Source organism: Flavobacterium panici, assembly GCF_903819335.1.
Taxonomy (GTDB): domain Bacteria; phylum Bacteroidota; class Bacteroidia; order Flavobacteriales; family Flavobacteriaceae; genus Flavobacterium; species Flavobacterium panici.
The window spans coordinates 26,323-41,784 of sequence record NZ_CAIJDE010000032.1 but is presented as its reverse complement, the minus strand read 5'-3'; the positions used below and the strand labels follow the sequence as shown (position 1 = coordinate 41,784).

At 32.5% G+C, this 15,462-nt stretch carries 10 protein-coding genes; 9 read left to right on the top strand and 1 reads right to left on the bottom strand.

The features are described from left to right. The first annotated feature begins 31 nt into the window (after positions 1-31). The 9 genes from FLAPXU55_RS05120 to FLAPXU55_RS05080 all read left to right on the top strand — a co-directional run bounded on the left by FLAPXU55_RS05120 (position 32) and on the right by FLAPXU55_RS05080 (position 13,380). Positions 32-1,939 carry a DUF3857 domain-containing protein gene (locus FLAPXU55_RS05120; protein ID WP_180856849.1) on the top strand — a complete coding sequence of 636 codons (1,908 nt, stop codon included), beginning with the start codon at positions 32-34 and terminating at the stop codon, positions 1,937-1,939. 20 nt (positions 1,940-1,959) lie between these two features. Then, positions 1,960-3,987 (top strand): transglutaminase domain-containing protein, encoded by a 2,028-nt coding sequence (locus FLAPXU55_RS05115; RefSeq protein WP_180856848.1) that lies wholly within the window; start codon positions 1,960-1,962, stop codon positions 3,985-3,987. Positions 3,988-3,989: 2 nt separating this feature from the next. Beyond that, positions 3,990-5,903: a DUF3857 domain-containing protein gene (locus FLAPXU55_RS05110; RefSeq protein ID WP_180856847.1), complete on the top strand. Its 1,914-nt coding sequence runs from the start codon at positions 3,990-3,992 to the stop codon at positions 5,901-5,903. A 1-nt stretch (position 5,904) separates the two neighbouring features. Beyond that, positions 5,905-7,896: a DUF3857 domain-containing protein gene (locus FLAPXU55_RS05105; protein ID WP_180856846.1), complete on the top strand. Its 1,992-nt coding sequence runs from the start codon at positions 5,905-5,907 to the stop codon at positions 7,894-7,896. Between the two features lie 2 nt (positions 7,897-7,898). Then, entirely contained in the window at positions 7,899-8,225 is a 327-nt protein-coding gene (locus tag FLAPXU55_RS05100; protein WP_012022600.1) for a nucleotide pyrophosphohydrolase, read from the top strand. Positions 8,226-8,324: 99 nt separating this feature from the next. After that, the gene (locus tag FLAPXU55_RS05095; RefSeq protein WP_180856845.1) at positions 8,325-9,554 is read left to right on the top strand and encodes a 3-phosphoshikimate 1-carboxyvinyltransferase; all 1,230 of its coding nucleotides are present in this window, start codon (positions 8,325-8,327) and stop codon (positions 9,552-9,554) included. A gap of 306 nt (positions 9,555-9,860) precedes the next feature. Further along, positions 9,861-10,910 carry a tRNA preQ1(34) S-adenosylmethionine ribosyltransferase-isomerase QueA gene (gene queA, locus FLAPXU55_RS05090; RefSeq protein ID WP_053472529.1) on the top strand — a complete coding sequence of 350 codons (1,050 nt, stop codon included), beginning with the start codon at positions 9,861-9,863 and terminating at the stop codon, positions 10,908-10,910. A gap of 286 nt (positions 10,911-11,196) precedes the next feature. Beyond that, a complete protein-coding gene (gene kynU / locus FLAPXU55_RS05085; RefSeq protein WP_180856844.1) occupies positions 11,197-12,474 on the top strand; it encodes a kynureninase in 1,278 nt (425 codons plus the stop codon). A gap of 471 nt (positions 12,475-12,945) precedes the next feature. Further along, complete coding sequence (locus FLAPXU55_RS05080) at positions 12,946-13,380, top strand: YMGG-like glycine zipper-containing protein (RefSeq protein WP_053472532.1); 435 nt, start codon at positions 12,946-12,948, stop codon at positions 13,378-13,380. Between the two features lie 58 nt (positions 13,381-13,438). Here the strand turns inward: FLAPXU55_RS05080 and FLAPXU55_RS05075 are convergent, their stop codons facing one another. Then, positions 13,439-15,247, bottom strand: a complete 1,809-nt coding sequence (locus FLAPXU55_RS05075; protein ID WP_180856843.1) for a hypothetical protein — start codon at positions 15,245-15,247, stop codon at positions 13,439-13,441. Between the last annotated feature and the right edge of the window lie 215 nt (positions 15,248-15,462).

Genomic DNA, 15,462 nt, shown 5'->3' with positions numbered 1-15,462 from the left:
AATAATATATATTTGACGAAATTACTCACTAATGAAATCTACCTGTTTTAGGCTTTTTTTTATCTTATTTTCCCTTATTTCTTCTGCCCAGAAGACTAATTATTCTACAGTTACAATTGCAGATAGTCTTAAACAAAATGCTAATGCTGTTGTTCGATTAGATCAAATGGATATTGTTATTGCTTCACAAAGAAGTATGAATATCAAAACTCAAAGAGTGGTTTCTGTTTTAAATGAAAAAGGTTTAAATGATATTGATGCCTATGCACATTATGATAAAACGACTTCAATAAAAAGTATTGAAGCTATAGTTTATGATGCATTAGGAAATGAAATAAAAAAAATCAGGAAAAAAGAGTTTAGAGATCAAAGTGCAGTTAGCGGCAGTACGTTGTTTTCAGATAATCGTGTACTTTATTTAGATTATACTCCCATCTCATATCCTTTTACAGTTGTTTATACCTGTGAAACGGAAACTTCAAATACAGCTTTTATACCGCAATGGTATTTCCTGGGTGCTTATAATCTAAGCATAGAGAAATGTGTTTTGAATGTTACTTTTCCTAAAGAATTGGGATTTAAAAAGAAAGAATTCCGATTTGATGGTTTCAATATTAAAAAAACGACGGATACAGATACTAATTTAAGTTATACAGCAACAAATATTGTGGCTCAGAAACAAGAAGATTTAAGTCCTTCTTACGGAGAGCTTTTTCCAAAAGTTATGATGGGATTAGAAAATTTTCACTTGGAAGGAGTTGACGGAAAAGCGACTACATGGGAAGCATTTGGAAAATGGTACGGAGAGAAAATCTTAAATGGAACCACTGTTTTACCCGAAGAAACAAAAGTAAAAATAAAAGCACTTGTAGGAGACGAAAAAGATCCTGTCAAGAAAGCTAAAATTATTTATGATTATGTTCAAAAAAAATCCAGATACGTAAATATTGCAGTTGGTATTGGCGGGTGGAAACCTATGTTTGCCAGCGACGTAGATCGTTTAGGATATGGAGATTGTAAAGCATTATCAAATTATACAAAAGCACTTCTTGAGGTTGTGGATGTTCCATCTTATAATACCATTTTATACGGAGATCGTTATAAGTTAGATATTCAGTCAGATTTTGTTTCGATGCAGGGCAATCATATGATTCTTGCTGTTCCAAACGGTAATAATTATATCTGGTTAGAATGTACAAGTCAGGATGATCCTTTTGGATATCAGGGCATTTTTACAGATGATCGTGATGTTTTGGTAGTAAAGCCTGAAGGAGGAGAAATTGTTCGTACTAAAATTTACGATGATAAAGGAAATACTCAGGAAGAAAAGGGAACTTATACAATTGATGAAAACGGAAATTTTTCTGGGGTTTTAAAAATTGCATCGCAAGGAAGTCAATATGCTTCAAAGTCAAGAGTTGAAACTATGCAGCCAAATGAAAAAGAAGAACATTATAAAGAGTATTGGGATAATATCAATAATTTAAAATTGGGCAAAATAACTTTTACAAACGATAAGGAAAATGTTCGTTTTACTGAAGATGCCCAGATTAACGCATCAAACTACGGAACAATTACTGGTACTAAAATGATGTTTGTGGTTGATGCTTTTAATCAATATACAGGAAGTATAAAACGAATCAGAAACCGTAAAAATCCATTTCAAATTCAGCGTGGATATTTAGATACAGATGAAATCGAAATCAATCTTCCAGCAGGTTTTTCAATAGAATTTCTGCCTTCAAACTTTGAATTAAAAGGCAAATTTGGAGAATACAAAACCGAAATTATCAAAAAAGACAACAATAAACTGATTTACAAACGCTCTATGTTTGTAAATAAAGGAAAATATTCAAATAAAGAATATGATGAATACCGTCTTTTTATAGAGCAGGTATCAAGAAATGACAATGCAAAAATCATCTTAAACAAAAACTAACCAAAATCAAAAAAATACAAATGAATGCCATTAAAATCTTTTGTCTGGCAATTGTCTCGCTGTTTATTTCAGAAGCAAATGCACAAGAATTTAAATTAGGAAAAGTTTCTATTGCAGAGCTGGAACAAAAAATACACCCAAAAGATTCATCTGCCGCAGCTGCTATATTGTTTAAAAGAGGAAAAGCCAGAATTGAATATGATCAAACGGATGGTTTTGTAACAATTACTGATGTTGAGACACGTATAAAAATATATAAAAAAGAAGGCTATGATTGGGCAAACCATGAAGTCTTATATATTTATAATAGTGAGTTTAGAGAAAAAGTTATATTCAGTGATGCCGTAACCTATAATTTAGTTGGAGGCAAAGCCGAAGCTACCAAACTAAAAAGCGATGGTATATTTGATGAAGTTGTGAGTAAATACAGAAGTCGAAAAAAAATAACGATGCCAAATGTTAAAGAAGGCTCGGTTATAGAATTTAAATATACTATTAAAAGCCCTAGTGACGGTATGATTCGTGATTGGGATTTTCAAACAAGCATTCCGGTAAATTACTCTGAATTTGCTACATACATACCTGAATATTATGTTTTCAGTCCAAGACAAAAAGGATATATCTTTCCTAAAATGACTGTCGAAAAAAATAATAAAGCAATTATTATAAATTCGAAAGAAAGATATAATTCAGGAGGATTTGGCGGCGGAGCTGTTAGAACAGAATTTACTCAGGATAAAATAGACTATTTAGAAACTAAAACAACATATGTAGCTGAGGATTTTCCGGCAATGAAAGAGGAAGCTTTTGTGAACAATATTGATAATTATACTTCTTCTATTTCGCATGAATTATCAATGACAAAATTTCCTAACAGATCAATGAAACCCTATTCTACAGATTGGAACTCTGTAGTGAAAACGATTTATGATTATGAGGATTTTGGGCCTGAATTAAACAAAACAGGATACTTTGAAGAGGATTTGAAAAAACTGCTGACAGGTTTAAACACTCCAGAGGAAAAAATATGGGCTGTTTTTGACCATGTCAAGTCTAGTGTAAAATGGAACAATTATACAGGGTACAGCTGTGATAATGGTGTTCGAAAAGCGTATAAAGAAAAAACAGGAAATATTGCCGATATTAATTTGATGCTTACTGCAATGTTGCGCTATTCTGGTTTAACTGCAAATCCGGTATTGGTTAGTACACGTTCAAACGGGATCGCTTTATTTCCGAACAGAACAGCATTTAATTATGTAATTGCGGCGGTAGAAACTCCAAACGGTTATATTTTATTAGATGCATCTGAGAAGCTTTCAACTCCAAATATTTTACCATTAAGAGTTCTAAATTGGTCAGGAAGATTAATACGAAAAGATGGAACATCTGAAGAAATAAATTTAATGCCTGAAAAAACATCTAATGATAATGTTTTTATGACATATACCATTGATGCTGATGGAAAAGTTACAGGAAAAGCAAGAAGACAATCTACAGACTATAATGCAATGATTACAAGAGATAACATTAGCAGTCTGAAAGAAGAAGAATATCTTGAAAAACTGGAAAACAGAAACAATAAAATCGAAATTAGCGAATACGTTAAAACAAATGAAAAAGATATTTTACTGCCTATAACAGAGACCTATTCTTTTACAGGAACAAATTTATGTGAACTTATTGGAGGTAAAATTTATGTAAGCCCAATGTTGTTTTTTACAAAAGATAAAAACCCATTTACGCAAGAAGTTAGAGAATATCCAGTAGATTTTAGCTATCCTTTTGTTGATAAATTCAACATTACAATTAAAATTCCGGAAGGTTTTGTAGTTGAAACATTACCAGCTCCGGCAGCTATATCTATGGAAGATAATTTAGGTACTTTTAAGTTTAATATTGCTGCAAGTTCAAATGTACTTCAATTATCAATTTTGCATCAAATAAACGAGGCGATTGTATCACCTGAAAAGTATGAAATGCTAAAAGAATATTACAAAGCAATGGTAGCAAAAGAGACAGAAAAAATAGTTTTAAAAAGAATCTAAGTATGAAATTTTCAAGTTCAGTATTTATCTTGTTTTTTCTTTTTATTGTAAAGGTACAATCCCAAAACTACGAGTTAGGAAAAGTAAGTATTGCTGAACTTGAAGAAAAAGTACATCCTCTCGATTCAGGAGCGGTTGCAGCAATTTTATTTTGTAAAGGAGTTTCTAAAATTGACAACAGTGATTCACATACAACTATCCAGATACGAATAAAAATTTACAAAAAAGAAGGATATGATTGGGCTAATGCGCAATTCGCATTTCCGACTGGGAAATCAAACACAATTAGTCTAACAGATGTTTTTACATACAATTTGGCTGACGGAAAGATTATAAAATCTAAATTAAAACCGGAAAGTGAATTCATAGACAAAAACAATAAAAATTATTGGTTGAAAAAAATCACTTTTCCAGATGTAAAAGAAGGATCTGTTATCGAATATAAAATTAAAAGCTATGGAGGAGGTATTCGAGATTGGGATTTTCAAAAAAGTATTCCGGTTAATTATTCAGAATTTAAAACAATAATTCCTGACGCATTTATTTTTAAAAGAAATATTACAGGCTTTTTTATTCCAAAAGTGACTACTCAAATAGCAAGTAATACTTATACTTATTTAGCAAAGGAAACGACCTATTGTCTTCAAAATCTGCCAGCCATGAAAGAGGAAGACTACGTTAACAATGTAAAAAATTACTGCGCTTCTATTTCCCACGAACTAGAAACCATTTCTATTCCGGGAAGTTTTTTTAAATCGTTTTCTACAGATTGGCCAACGGTTGCAAAAACAATTTATGAATATGAAGATTTTGGTCCGGAATTAAATAAAACAGGTTATTTTGAAGAAGATATTAAATTGCTTTTAGAAGGGAAAACAAAACCCGAAGATAAAATGGCAACGATTCTTAATTATGTAAAATCTAATATAAAATGGAATAATTATTTAGGATATGGGTGTGAGAAAGGGGTAAGAAAGGCTTATAAAGAGAAATCAGGAAATTGTGCGGACATTAATTTAATGCTCACCGCAATGCTTCGTTACTCAGGTTTAGAAGCAAATCCTGTTTTAATAAGTACCAGATCTAATGGAATTAATTTTTTTCCTAGTACCCAAGGCTTTAATTATGTAATAGCTGGAATAGAAACTCCAACAGGAATTGCTTTGTTAGATGCAACAGATGAATTTTCAACTGTAAATGTTCTGCCTTTAAGAGATTTAAACTGGGTGGGGAGATTAATTCGTAAAGATGGAACTTCAGAAACAGTAGATCTAATGCCTAAGAAAAACTCCAACGACCTTGTTTCTATGATTTTTGATGTTAAAGAAGATGGAAAAATAGAAGGAAAAGCAAGAAGACAATACTCAGATTATAATGCATTCAATTTTAGAACAAAAACAGCTAAAGAGAATGAAGAAACTTATATTGAGAAAATTGAAAATGAAAACGGCAAAATTGAAGTAAGTAATTACAAAAGAATAAATCAAAATGAAATTTCAGAACCAGTTTCAGAATCATTTTCTTTTACAGGATCAAATCTTTCTGAAATAATTGGAGATAAAATATATATAAACCCTATGCTTTTTTTCTTAAATGAAAAAAATCCTTTTAGACAAGAAAAAAGAGAATATCCAGTCGATTTTGGATTTCCTTTTGCAAAACGATACGCTATCATAATTAAAATTCCGGCTAATTTTACAGTCGAAAATTTGCCAAAATCATTAAACTTAGTTATGGAAGATGATTTGGGAGTTTTTAAATTTGATGTTGCAGTTGCAGGGAATACATTGCAGTTGTCAATTGTGCATCAAATCAACGAGGCTATTTTTCCGGTAGGAAAATATGAAATGCTCAAAGAATATTATAAAACTATGATTGCAAAGGAAAGTGAAAAAATAGTATTAAAAAGGATATAATATGAGGTTGCCAAAATTTTTAATTGCTATAATTTTCTTTGTTTTTATCGTAAAAGCCAATTCTCAAAACTATCAATTAGGTAAAGTAACAATTGCCGAACTTAAGGAAAAAGTGCATCTAATTGACAGCAGCGCTTCAGCGGCCATATTATTTAAAAAAGGAAGAACGTATTTTAGTTACAATAAAGATGCAGGGTTTACGGCCAACCACGTTTGTGAAGTAAAAATTAAAATTTACAAAAAAGAAGGATTAAAATGGGCAGATCAAAAAGTCCGGTTTTATATAGGTTATGAAAACTTAAACGAAGACCGACTAGAATTTTCAGATGCAATTACCTATAATCTCGAAAATGGCGCCGTAGTAAAAACCAAGCTGGAAAATCAAGGAGCATTTAAGAAAAAAATCAATAATTACTGGAAAGAAAAAGCCATTACGCTGCCCAATGTAAAAGTGGGTTCAATTATCGAATATAAATATATTTTAAAATCTGAGAATATTGTAAAATTCCCTGACTTTGATATTCAATACGATATTCCGGTTAACTATTTTTATTATAAAACAGAAATACCGGAATTCTACATTTATAAGCCAATTTTAATAGGAGGGATTCCGCTGGAAAACGATTCTAAGTTTTCTACAGGAAGCCAGTCATTTGAAAACGAACACAATCAAACCAATTCATTTTCATATCGACAAATCGAAGCTTATTATTCAGGAAAAAATGTCCCGGCTTTGTATGAAGAACCATATGTAAATAACATAGAAAATTACAAAGGAACAATTAAGCACGAGCTGGAAAGAGTAAGAATGCCGGAACAACCCGTAAAAGATTATACGATGACTTGGGAAGGTGTGGCAAAAACAATTTTTAAAGATAACAGTTTTGGGAAAGAACTTAATGAAATGAGTTTTTTAGTCGAAGATGTAAAGCGATTAATTGGAAATGTAGAATCTCAAAATGAAAGACTGAATCTGGTTTTTACCTATGTTCAAAACAAAATGAACTGGAATGAAAACTACGGTTATTATACAGATAAAGGAATTAAAAAAGCATATACAGACCAAACAGGAAATGTAGCCGAAATTAATTTCATTTTGATCAATATGCTTCGACTGGCAGGAATAGAAGCAAGTCCGGTTTTAGTAAGTACAATCGAAAACGGACTTCCTGTATATCCTACCAGAACCGGATTTAATTATGTCATTGCCGCGGCAGAAATTGAGGGGAAACAATTTCTACTTGACGCGACACACAAATATACTTCTCCAAACATTTTACCTTTAAATGTTTTGAACTGGAAAGGAAGACTTATAAAAAATGATGGGACTTCATTAGAGATCGATTTAGAACCTTCAAATCCTTCTAAAGAAAGTTTTAATTTGATGGCAAAAATTGCTCAGGATGGAAAGATGAGTGGACAGGTCAGAATTCTTCGAACAGATTATGATGCCTATCATTTTAGAGTAGAAAATGGCGCTAAAACCCAAGATAATTATCTTGAAAAATTTGAAGCAGAATTAGGAAATTTAAGTATTTCAAATTATAAAATTGAGAACCAAAAATCAAATATCAAAGATCCTGTTTTAGAAACTTTTTCTTTCACATCAGGCAGTCAGTCGGATATAATAGGAGGAAAAATTTTCGTAAGTCCGTTATTGTTTTTTACAAGAACAAAAAACCCATTTAATCAGGAACAAAGAGTTATGCCGGTTTATTTTGGATATAAAAATCAGCAAAAATATAATGTGAATATCGAAATTCCAGAAGGCTTTCAAGTAGAATCCCTGCCACAGCCTATTAGAATTGCTACAGAAGATAAAAATATAATCTACTTGCTGAATTTTTCTGCCGAAGGAAATAAAATTCAAATAACCTGCGCAAAAGAAATTAACAGCAGTATTTTTGCAGCAGAGCAATATACGGGTTTGAAAAATATTTTTCAAAAAGTTGTTGCCAGTCAAAATGAAAAAATTGTCCTAAAAAAAATGTAATCATGGATTTGAAAAATGCACAACTAGATGTTGATACCTGGATAAAAGAACACGGAGTTCGTTACTTTAACGAATTAACCAATATGGCCCAGCTTACAGAAGAAGTAGGTGAAGTTGCCAGAATCATTGCCCGTCGTTACGGAGAACAATCTGAAAAAGAAAGCGATAAAAATAAAGATTTAGGCGAAGAATTGGCAGATGTTGTATTTGTAGTTTTATGCCTGGCCAATCAAACCGGAATCGATTTACAAGCCGCTTTTGATAAAAAAATGGACTTGAAATCAGTTAGAGATAAAGATCGTCACAAAAACAACGATAAATTGAAATAATTGTGAAATATCAATGTTGAATTTTGAATTATGAATGAGGAGTGGTAAATTGCAGGCTCGAATTAAATTACACATAATTCGCAACTCATAATTAAAATCATGAATTTAAAATTAAGTACGAATTCACAATTCACCATTGATAATTCACAATTAAATATCACAGGTTCTAAAAGCGAAACCAATCGTTTATTATTACTAAAAGCTTTATTCCCAAATATTACTTTAGCCAATACTTCAAACTCAGACGACAGCGAAGTCATGCAGAAAGCATTAATTGGTAATGATGAAATTGTAGATATTCACCACGCCGGAACTGCAATGCGTTTTTTAACCGCATATTTTGCCGTAAACGAAGGCAGAGAAGTTGTAATGACAGGTTCAAGCAGAATGCAGGAACGTCCAATCAAAATTTTGGTTGAAACATTAGGTCAGTTAGGAGTTGAGATTAGTTATGAAAAAGAAGTTGGTTATCCGCCAATTCGAATTAAAGGAAAAAAAGTTACTGCTTCAAAAGTTAGTTTAGCAGCAAATGTGAGCAGTCAGTATATTTCGGCACTTTTATTAGTCGCTTCAAAACTAGAAAATGGTTTAGAACTGACATTAGAAGGAGAAATTACTTCAGTTCCATATATCAAAATGACTTTGGCTTTGTTGAATGATTTAGATATAAAAACAAGTTTTGAAGGAAATATAATTAAAGTTTATCCTAAAGAATCTGTCGAATCAAAGGAAATGGTTGTAGAATCTGACTGGAGTTCAGCTTCGTATTTCTTTAGTTTGGTGGCTTTGGCCGATGCTGCAAAAATCACTTTAAGCAGTTATAAAGAAAACAGCCTTCAGGGAGATTCTGAATTAGTTTCTCTTTATGAAAAAATGGGCGTGAAAACCACTTTCCAAAACAACAAAATGACTTTGGAAAAAGTGGCAGGATTTAATTATCAGGATGTAAATTTCGAATTAAACAACACGCCGGATATTGCGCAGACAATCGTAGTAACATGTTTAGGTTTGGGAATTGGATGTCATTTAACAGGTCTTCATACTTTAAAAATTAAAGAAACAGACAGGTTAGAAGCTTTAAAAATTGAACTTACAAAACTAGGAGCAAATATTTCTGTAACCAATGACAGTTTGACTTTAGAGCGTTCAGGAAATATTAATCACGATATTCATATTGCAACATACAACGATCACCGTATGGCAATGGCATTTGCACCGCTTGCGATAAAAGTGCCAATTATTATAGACGATGCAGAAGTAGTTTCAAAATCATACCCGGATTTCTGGAATGACTTAAAAGCCTTAAACTTCCAAATCTCAGAATTGTAAAGTTTTGAACCATATAAGTTATATAAGTTCATTTCAATAAAGAGCTAAATAAAACGTAATTTTATAAGCCTCTGGTTTCAACCAGAGGCTTTTTTGTTAAAGGAATCCAAATGAAATGAACTTATATAACTTATATGGTTAAAAAAAACATTTTAAATGGTTACTAAAACCGCACTAAATCAAGGACTTTTGAAAATAAACGTCAAAACACTTGACAACGCCTATCTCACAATCGTATATTTGCAGGCGATTTAAAATTTTAGATAAAAAAGTCTAAGATTGATATTTTAAAATCTAACTTCAAATATGAAATTATCACACTTCAATTTCAATTTACCGAAAGAACTTTTAGCTGAATTCCCGGCAGAAAATAGAGATGAATCTCGTTTAATGGTAATTGACCGTCAAAAACAAACAATAGAACATAAAATGTTTAAAGATGTTATCAACTATTTTGATGACGGAGACGTTTTAATTCTTAACAATACAAAAGTTTTCCCTGCACGTTTGTACGGAAACAAAGAAAAAACCGGAGCGAGAATTGAGGTTTTCTTATTAAGAGAATTAAATTCAGAGCAGCGTTTATGGGACGTTTTAGTAGATCCTGCTAGAAAAATCCGTATCGGAAACAAACTTTATTTTGGTGACGACGATTCGTTAGTTGCTGAGGTAATCGACAATACAACATCTCGTGGTAGAACATTACGTTTCTTATACGATGGTTCTTATGAAGAATTCAGAAACAAATTGACAGAACTTGGAGAAACTCCAATTCCTAAATACATCAACAGAGAAGTTACTGCTGAAGATGCTGAAAGATATCAAACTATCTACGCAAAAGAAGAAGGAGCTGTAGCGGCGCCAACTGCTGGTTTACACTTTTCAAAACACCTTTTGAAAAAATTAGAAATCAAAGGAGTAAATTTTGCTGAGGTAACTTTACACGTAGGTTTAGGAACTTTCAATCCAGTTGAGGTTGAAGATTTATCTAAACACAAAATGGATTCAGAAGAATTGATCATTAATCAACAAGCTTGTGATATCGTAAACGAAGCAAAAGCAAAGAAAAAACGTATTTGTGCAGTAGGAACAACTTCTATGCGTGCAATCGAAAGTTCTGTTTCTTCTGCTAATACTTTAAATCCTTACGAAGGATGGACAAATAAATTTATTTTCCCTCCTCACGATTTCAGTATTGCAAACTGTATGATCACAAATTTCCACACACCAAAATCAACATTATTAATGATGATTTCTGCTTTCTGTGGACATGATTTAATGAAAAAAGCATACGACGAAGCAATCAAAGAAGGATACAAATTCTATTCTTACGGAGACGCGATGTTAATTCTATAATTAGAATTGATCTTATAAAGAAACCCGACAAGTTTTTAAAACCTGTCGGGTTTTTGTTTTTTAATAGTTTCAAGTTTCAGGTTTCAAGTTTCAAGTTTGGCGCTCGCCGCAAGATTTAACCGCAAAGTTCGCAAAGCTTTGTGTTCTTTTGCATTTGGCAAACAAACTGAGCAAAAAAATCCTTGCGAACTTTGCGTTAAATAACACCAAGCATATCAACTTGAAACCTTAAACTTAAAACAAAACAAACAAAATTTGTTATTTTAGCCGACAAAACAAAAACACAATGACTTTTCAAAATACACGCGAATTTGCACGAGAGCTAGATTCGAAAGACACACTAAATCACTATCAGGAACAATTCATTTTTCCTAAAGTTAATGACAAACGAGTTATATATTTCACCGGAAATTCATTAGGATTACAGCCAAAACGAACCAAAGCTTATATTGACGAAATAATGAATGACTGGGCAGAACTTGCTGTAGAAGGTCATTTTTATGCAGAGAAACCTTGGTGGGATTATCAGGAAAGATTTGCAGAACCGTTGAGTAAAATTGTTGGAGCACTTCCGTCAGAAGTAACCGTAATGAATACTTTGACGGTGAATCTTCATTTGTTGATGGTTTCTTTTTATCAGCCAAAAGGCAAACGTTATAAAATTATCTGCGAAGAAAAAGCATTTCCATCAGATCAATATATGTTTCAGAGTCAAGTTCATTTTCACGGATACAAACCAGAAGATGCCATTGTAGAAATTAAACGTCGTGAAGGAGAACATAATATTCGCTTAGAAGATGTTTTAGCAAAAATCGAAGAAGTTGGCGATGAGTTAGCTTTAGTTTTAATTGGAGGAGTAAATTATTATACTGGGCAAGTTTTCGATATTAAAACCATTACCACAGCCGGACAAAAAGCCGGAGCAAAAGTGGGCTGGGATTTAGCGCACGCTGCTGGAAATATCAAATTAGAACTTCACGATTGGAATGTAGATTTTGCTGCTTGGTGCAGTTATAAATATATGAACTCAGGACCAGGAAATGCTTCGGGAGTTTTTGTACACGAAAGACATCATAACGATCCAGATTTACCGCGATTTGCTGGCTGGTGGGGACACAACAAAGAACGCCGTTTTAAAATGGAACCTAACTTTGATCCCGTTCACGGAGCAGGCGGATGGCAGATTAGTAATCTTCCGGTTTTATCCTTAGCGCCGTATTTAGCATCTGTAGAAATGTTTGCTGAGGTTGGAATGGATGCCTTAATTGCAAAACGTGATAACATAACATCCTATTTAGAATTTATTCTGCACGAAATTGATAAAGAAGTTGCAGGTAATTTTGAAATTATTACACCTTCAAACCCAATCGAAAGAGCTTCACAATTATCTGTTTTCCTTCACGGAGAAGGAAGAAGTTTATTTGATTATTTAATGAAAAACGGAGTAATTACAGACTGGCGTGAACCAAACGTAATTCGTCTGGCACCAGTTCCTTTATATTGTTCTTATGAAGATATGTATGACTTTGGACAAATCTTGAAAAAAGGAATTTTAGGAAAATAAGAATTAATTAATCTCGCAAAGTCGCAGAGGCACAAAGTTTTTTTGCCACAGATTTGAAAGGATTAAAAAGATTTTTTTCAATTGCCTCCAGCTTTAGCTGGAGGTATTAAAGATAAAATTTAAAAAGGCTTTAGCCAAACGTATAGTTTGGCTAAAGCCTTTTTGTTTGAACCAATTTTTCATCCGGCTGAAGCTGGACGCTATTGAACTTAGAAAGATTAATCCGCTTAATCTGCAAAATATAAGGTAAAAATTTCCAACGTATTTTGAAATCTTTTTAATCCTTTCAAATCTGTGGCAAAAAAACTTTGTGCCTCTGCGACTTTGCGAGATTAAAACATCAAGAATCTATAAATATTCTGCGAGAAACAATAAAATCTTCTAATCTTATAACGTTTCTCAAAAATCATGTAATAGTTGACACGTGATATATTCCGTATTTTGTAATGTATAATTTTAAAAACTACAATCATGAAAGGCTTATATATATTATTAGCGGCAATACTTATCACTTCTTGTCAAAATCAAAGTAAAGAAGATTTAAACAAAGCCAAACAAGCCAGTATTGATTCAATGAAAGTTGAGATTAACAAACAGCGTGTTATCGATTCAATGAAGACAGAAATGGCTAAGATAAAAGAGGAGCAGAAAGCTGAATCTCAAAAAGTTGTTGTAGTACATCAACAAGCTGAAAACGGAAATACTACAACTACCACTACTACCAAAAAGAAAGGATGGAGTGCAACTGCTAAAGGTGCCGTTATTGGTGCAGGAGTTGGTGCTGCAACCGGAGCAATTGTGAGTAAGAAAAAAGGTGAAGGTGCCATTATTGGTGGTTTAGCCGGAGCTGCATTGGGTACTGGAACAGGAGCTGTTATTGACAGCAAAAACAAGAAGAAAGAATAGATTTTAATTTCTATATATTAAAAACGCCGATTTAGAAATTCTAAATCGGCGTTTTGTTTTATGCTAATTCAGGTTTCGGAATCTGGATCGCATTTAATTCTGATTTATAAAAATCGAATTGATTTTTGATTTTTTCTTCCTCAGTTTTAAAATAAAAAGTAGATGAAAACAGATTCTGATAATATTCAATTCCTTGTAAAATATTCGTTTTAAAAGAATTCCATTTTTTTAGCTGCATTGCGGTTGCCTCTCCGGAAATAGTTTCAATTTCATTTCGAAAATAATCCACATACATCTTTAATTCCTTCACAAATAAATTCGGGCGGTCTGTTCTTAAAATAGATTTTCCCTGATAAATGTGCTGTACCATTTCTTTTAAAGAAACTTCCTGATCAAAATAAGCCAAATTTGGTCCCGGACAAATTACAACGCCTTGCGCCTGACCTTTTACTTTAATATCATTTTCAAGATAAGAAGCGTTTGCCAAACCTACACATAAACATGATTTTTCGGTTATTTTGATTTTACTTTTTTCAAAAGCATCGGCAGATAAAGTATCTTTTATACTTTCTAATTCTCCCAGTTTAATATCCTGATATTTTTTAGATGCCGTGCAAATTCCATGCGGATCATATTCTTTACTTAACGCTAAGAATTTCTTCGGGCAGGAACTTCCGGCTTTATTTTCGTGAATTCTTTTTTGTTTTAAAAATTCATTTGTTGTTCCTTTTAAAGTATTAAACGGAACTCCTAAAGGTGAAATGTTACTTAAATAAAAATCATCTTCTTTTGCATTCATCAATAAATTTCTTGTTTCCTGATCTACAGAAGTAGCTTCAGGAACTAATAAAAATGGAGAGCCCCAGCCAATAGAATCTACTTGATATTCGTCTAATAAAAATTCATGTTCTTCTGCAGTTCCAACACCGCCCTGAACGGTAATTTTTAGTTCTAAAGGTTTTTCGGGAAAAGCCTCATTTTTTAGCTGTAAAGCTTTAATCATTAAATCGTGGGCTGATTGTATCAGTTGTTCTTTTTTCTGCTTGAATTCTTCCAAAATAGTACCTAATAAGAGTCCATCAGTTGCAAAGGCATGACCACCGCAGTTTAATCCGGATTCAATTCGGTATTCAGAAACCCAAAGGCCTTTTTTAGCCAGGAAATTTCCCTGAATCATTGCCGATCTAAAATCGCTAACTTTTAAGATAATTTTCTTTTTAAGCTGGTTATTTTCATTTGGAAAAAAATCTTTGAAATTTTCAAAGTAACCAAACAATCTCGGATTCATTCCGGCAGAAAGTACAACAGACGATTCCAGATTACTATTTGCAAAACCTCTTAAAGCAGCATGAGCGTCATTAAACTCAATTGGAAGTTGTTCGTTTTTAACGAAATTATCTTTGTCCAGTTTCGTCATAATGTTAACGTCGATTTCTCCCGGAAAAAGATTCGTTTCGATATAATTCTGAATATTTTCTTTAAAAGCAATTCCGTCATCCAATAAATTCTGAAATCCTTTTTTAATATCAGAAGTATTAGGAAGCATTGACATGAAATTTTCAAGGGAAGTTTTGCTTTCGGCTAATTCAGTTTTAAAATTCTCGAATTTTTCTTTTACAATTTTATCAACTAAATTTAGGTAAGAGGTAATTCTTTCTGCACGATAATCATGAAATTTCTGCGTGATTTCTTCATACGGAATATTGAATTTAGTGCTGTAAAAGTTACGCATCTTCTCAATCAAATCATCATCAGCAAGAGCAATAACAGACGAAATTCCATATTGCGCCACGCGAATTGGGCTGTCAATTGTATATGCAAGACCCATCACCGGAATATGAAAAGTGTGTAAAGGTATTTTTGCCATTTGTTTTCAGATTAAAATAAAGACAAATATTGAAAAAAGGATTTTTTTAAAAGCTGATAATTGTCAGGTTTGTGGGTTAGCTGCCACGAATTACACGAATTTCGACTAATTTTTATTCGCAGGATTTTAAAAATTAATTCGTGAAAATTCGTGTAATTCGTGGCGAAAAAACAACACTAATCCATTAACTTTTTAAAACGGATAATCATTACGGA

What these genes read in the sequence shown, in the direction of transcription:
- FLAPXU55_RS05120 (WP_180856849.1), top strand. Translation starts at nt 32, where the DNA reads ATGAAATCTACCTGTTTTAGGCTTTTTTTTATCTTATTTTCCCTTATT.
- FLAPXU55_RS05115 (WP_180856848.1), top strand. Translation starts at nt 1,960, where the DNA reads ATGAATGCCATTAAAATCTTTTGTCTGGCAATTGTCTCGCTGTTTATT.
- FLAPXU55_RS05110 (WP_180856847.1), top strand. Translation starts at nt 3,990, where the DNA reads ATGAAATTTTCAAGTTCAGTATTTATCTTGTTTTTTCTTTTTATTGTA.
- FLAPXU55_RS05105 (WP_180856846.1), top strand. Translation starts at nt 5,905, where the DNA reads ATGAGGTTGCCAAAATTTTTAATTGCTATAATTTTCTTTGTTTTTATC.
- FLAPXU55_RS05100 (WP_012022600.1), top strand. Translation starts at nt 7,899, where the DNA reads ATGGATTTGAAAAATGCACAACTAGATGTTGATACCTGGATAAAAGAA.
- FLAPXU55_RS05095 (WP_180856845.1), top strand. Translation starts at nt 8,325, where the DNA reads ATGAATTTAAAATTAAGTACGAATTCACAATTCACCATTGATAATTCA.
- queA (WP_053472529.1), top strand. Translation starts at nt 9,861, where the DNA reads ATGAAATTATCACACTTCAATTTCAATTTACCGAAAGAACTTTTAGCT.
- kynU (WP_180856844.1), top strand. Translation starts at nt 11,197, where the DNA reads ATGACTTTTCAAAATACACGCGAATTTGCACGAGAGCTAGATTCGAAA.
- FLAPXU55_RS05080 (WP_053472532.1), top strand. Translation starts at nt 12,946, where the DNA reads ATGAAAGGCTTATATATATTATTAGCGGCAATACTTATCACTTCTTGT.
- FLAPXU55_RS05075 (WP_180856843.1), bottom strand. Translation starts at nt 15,247, where the DNA reads ATGGCAAAAATACCTTTACACACTTTTCATATTCCGGTGATGGGTCTT.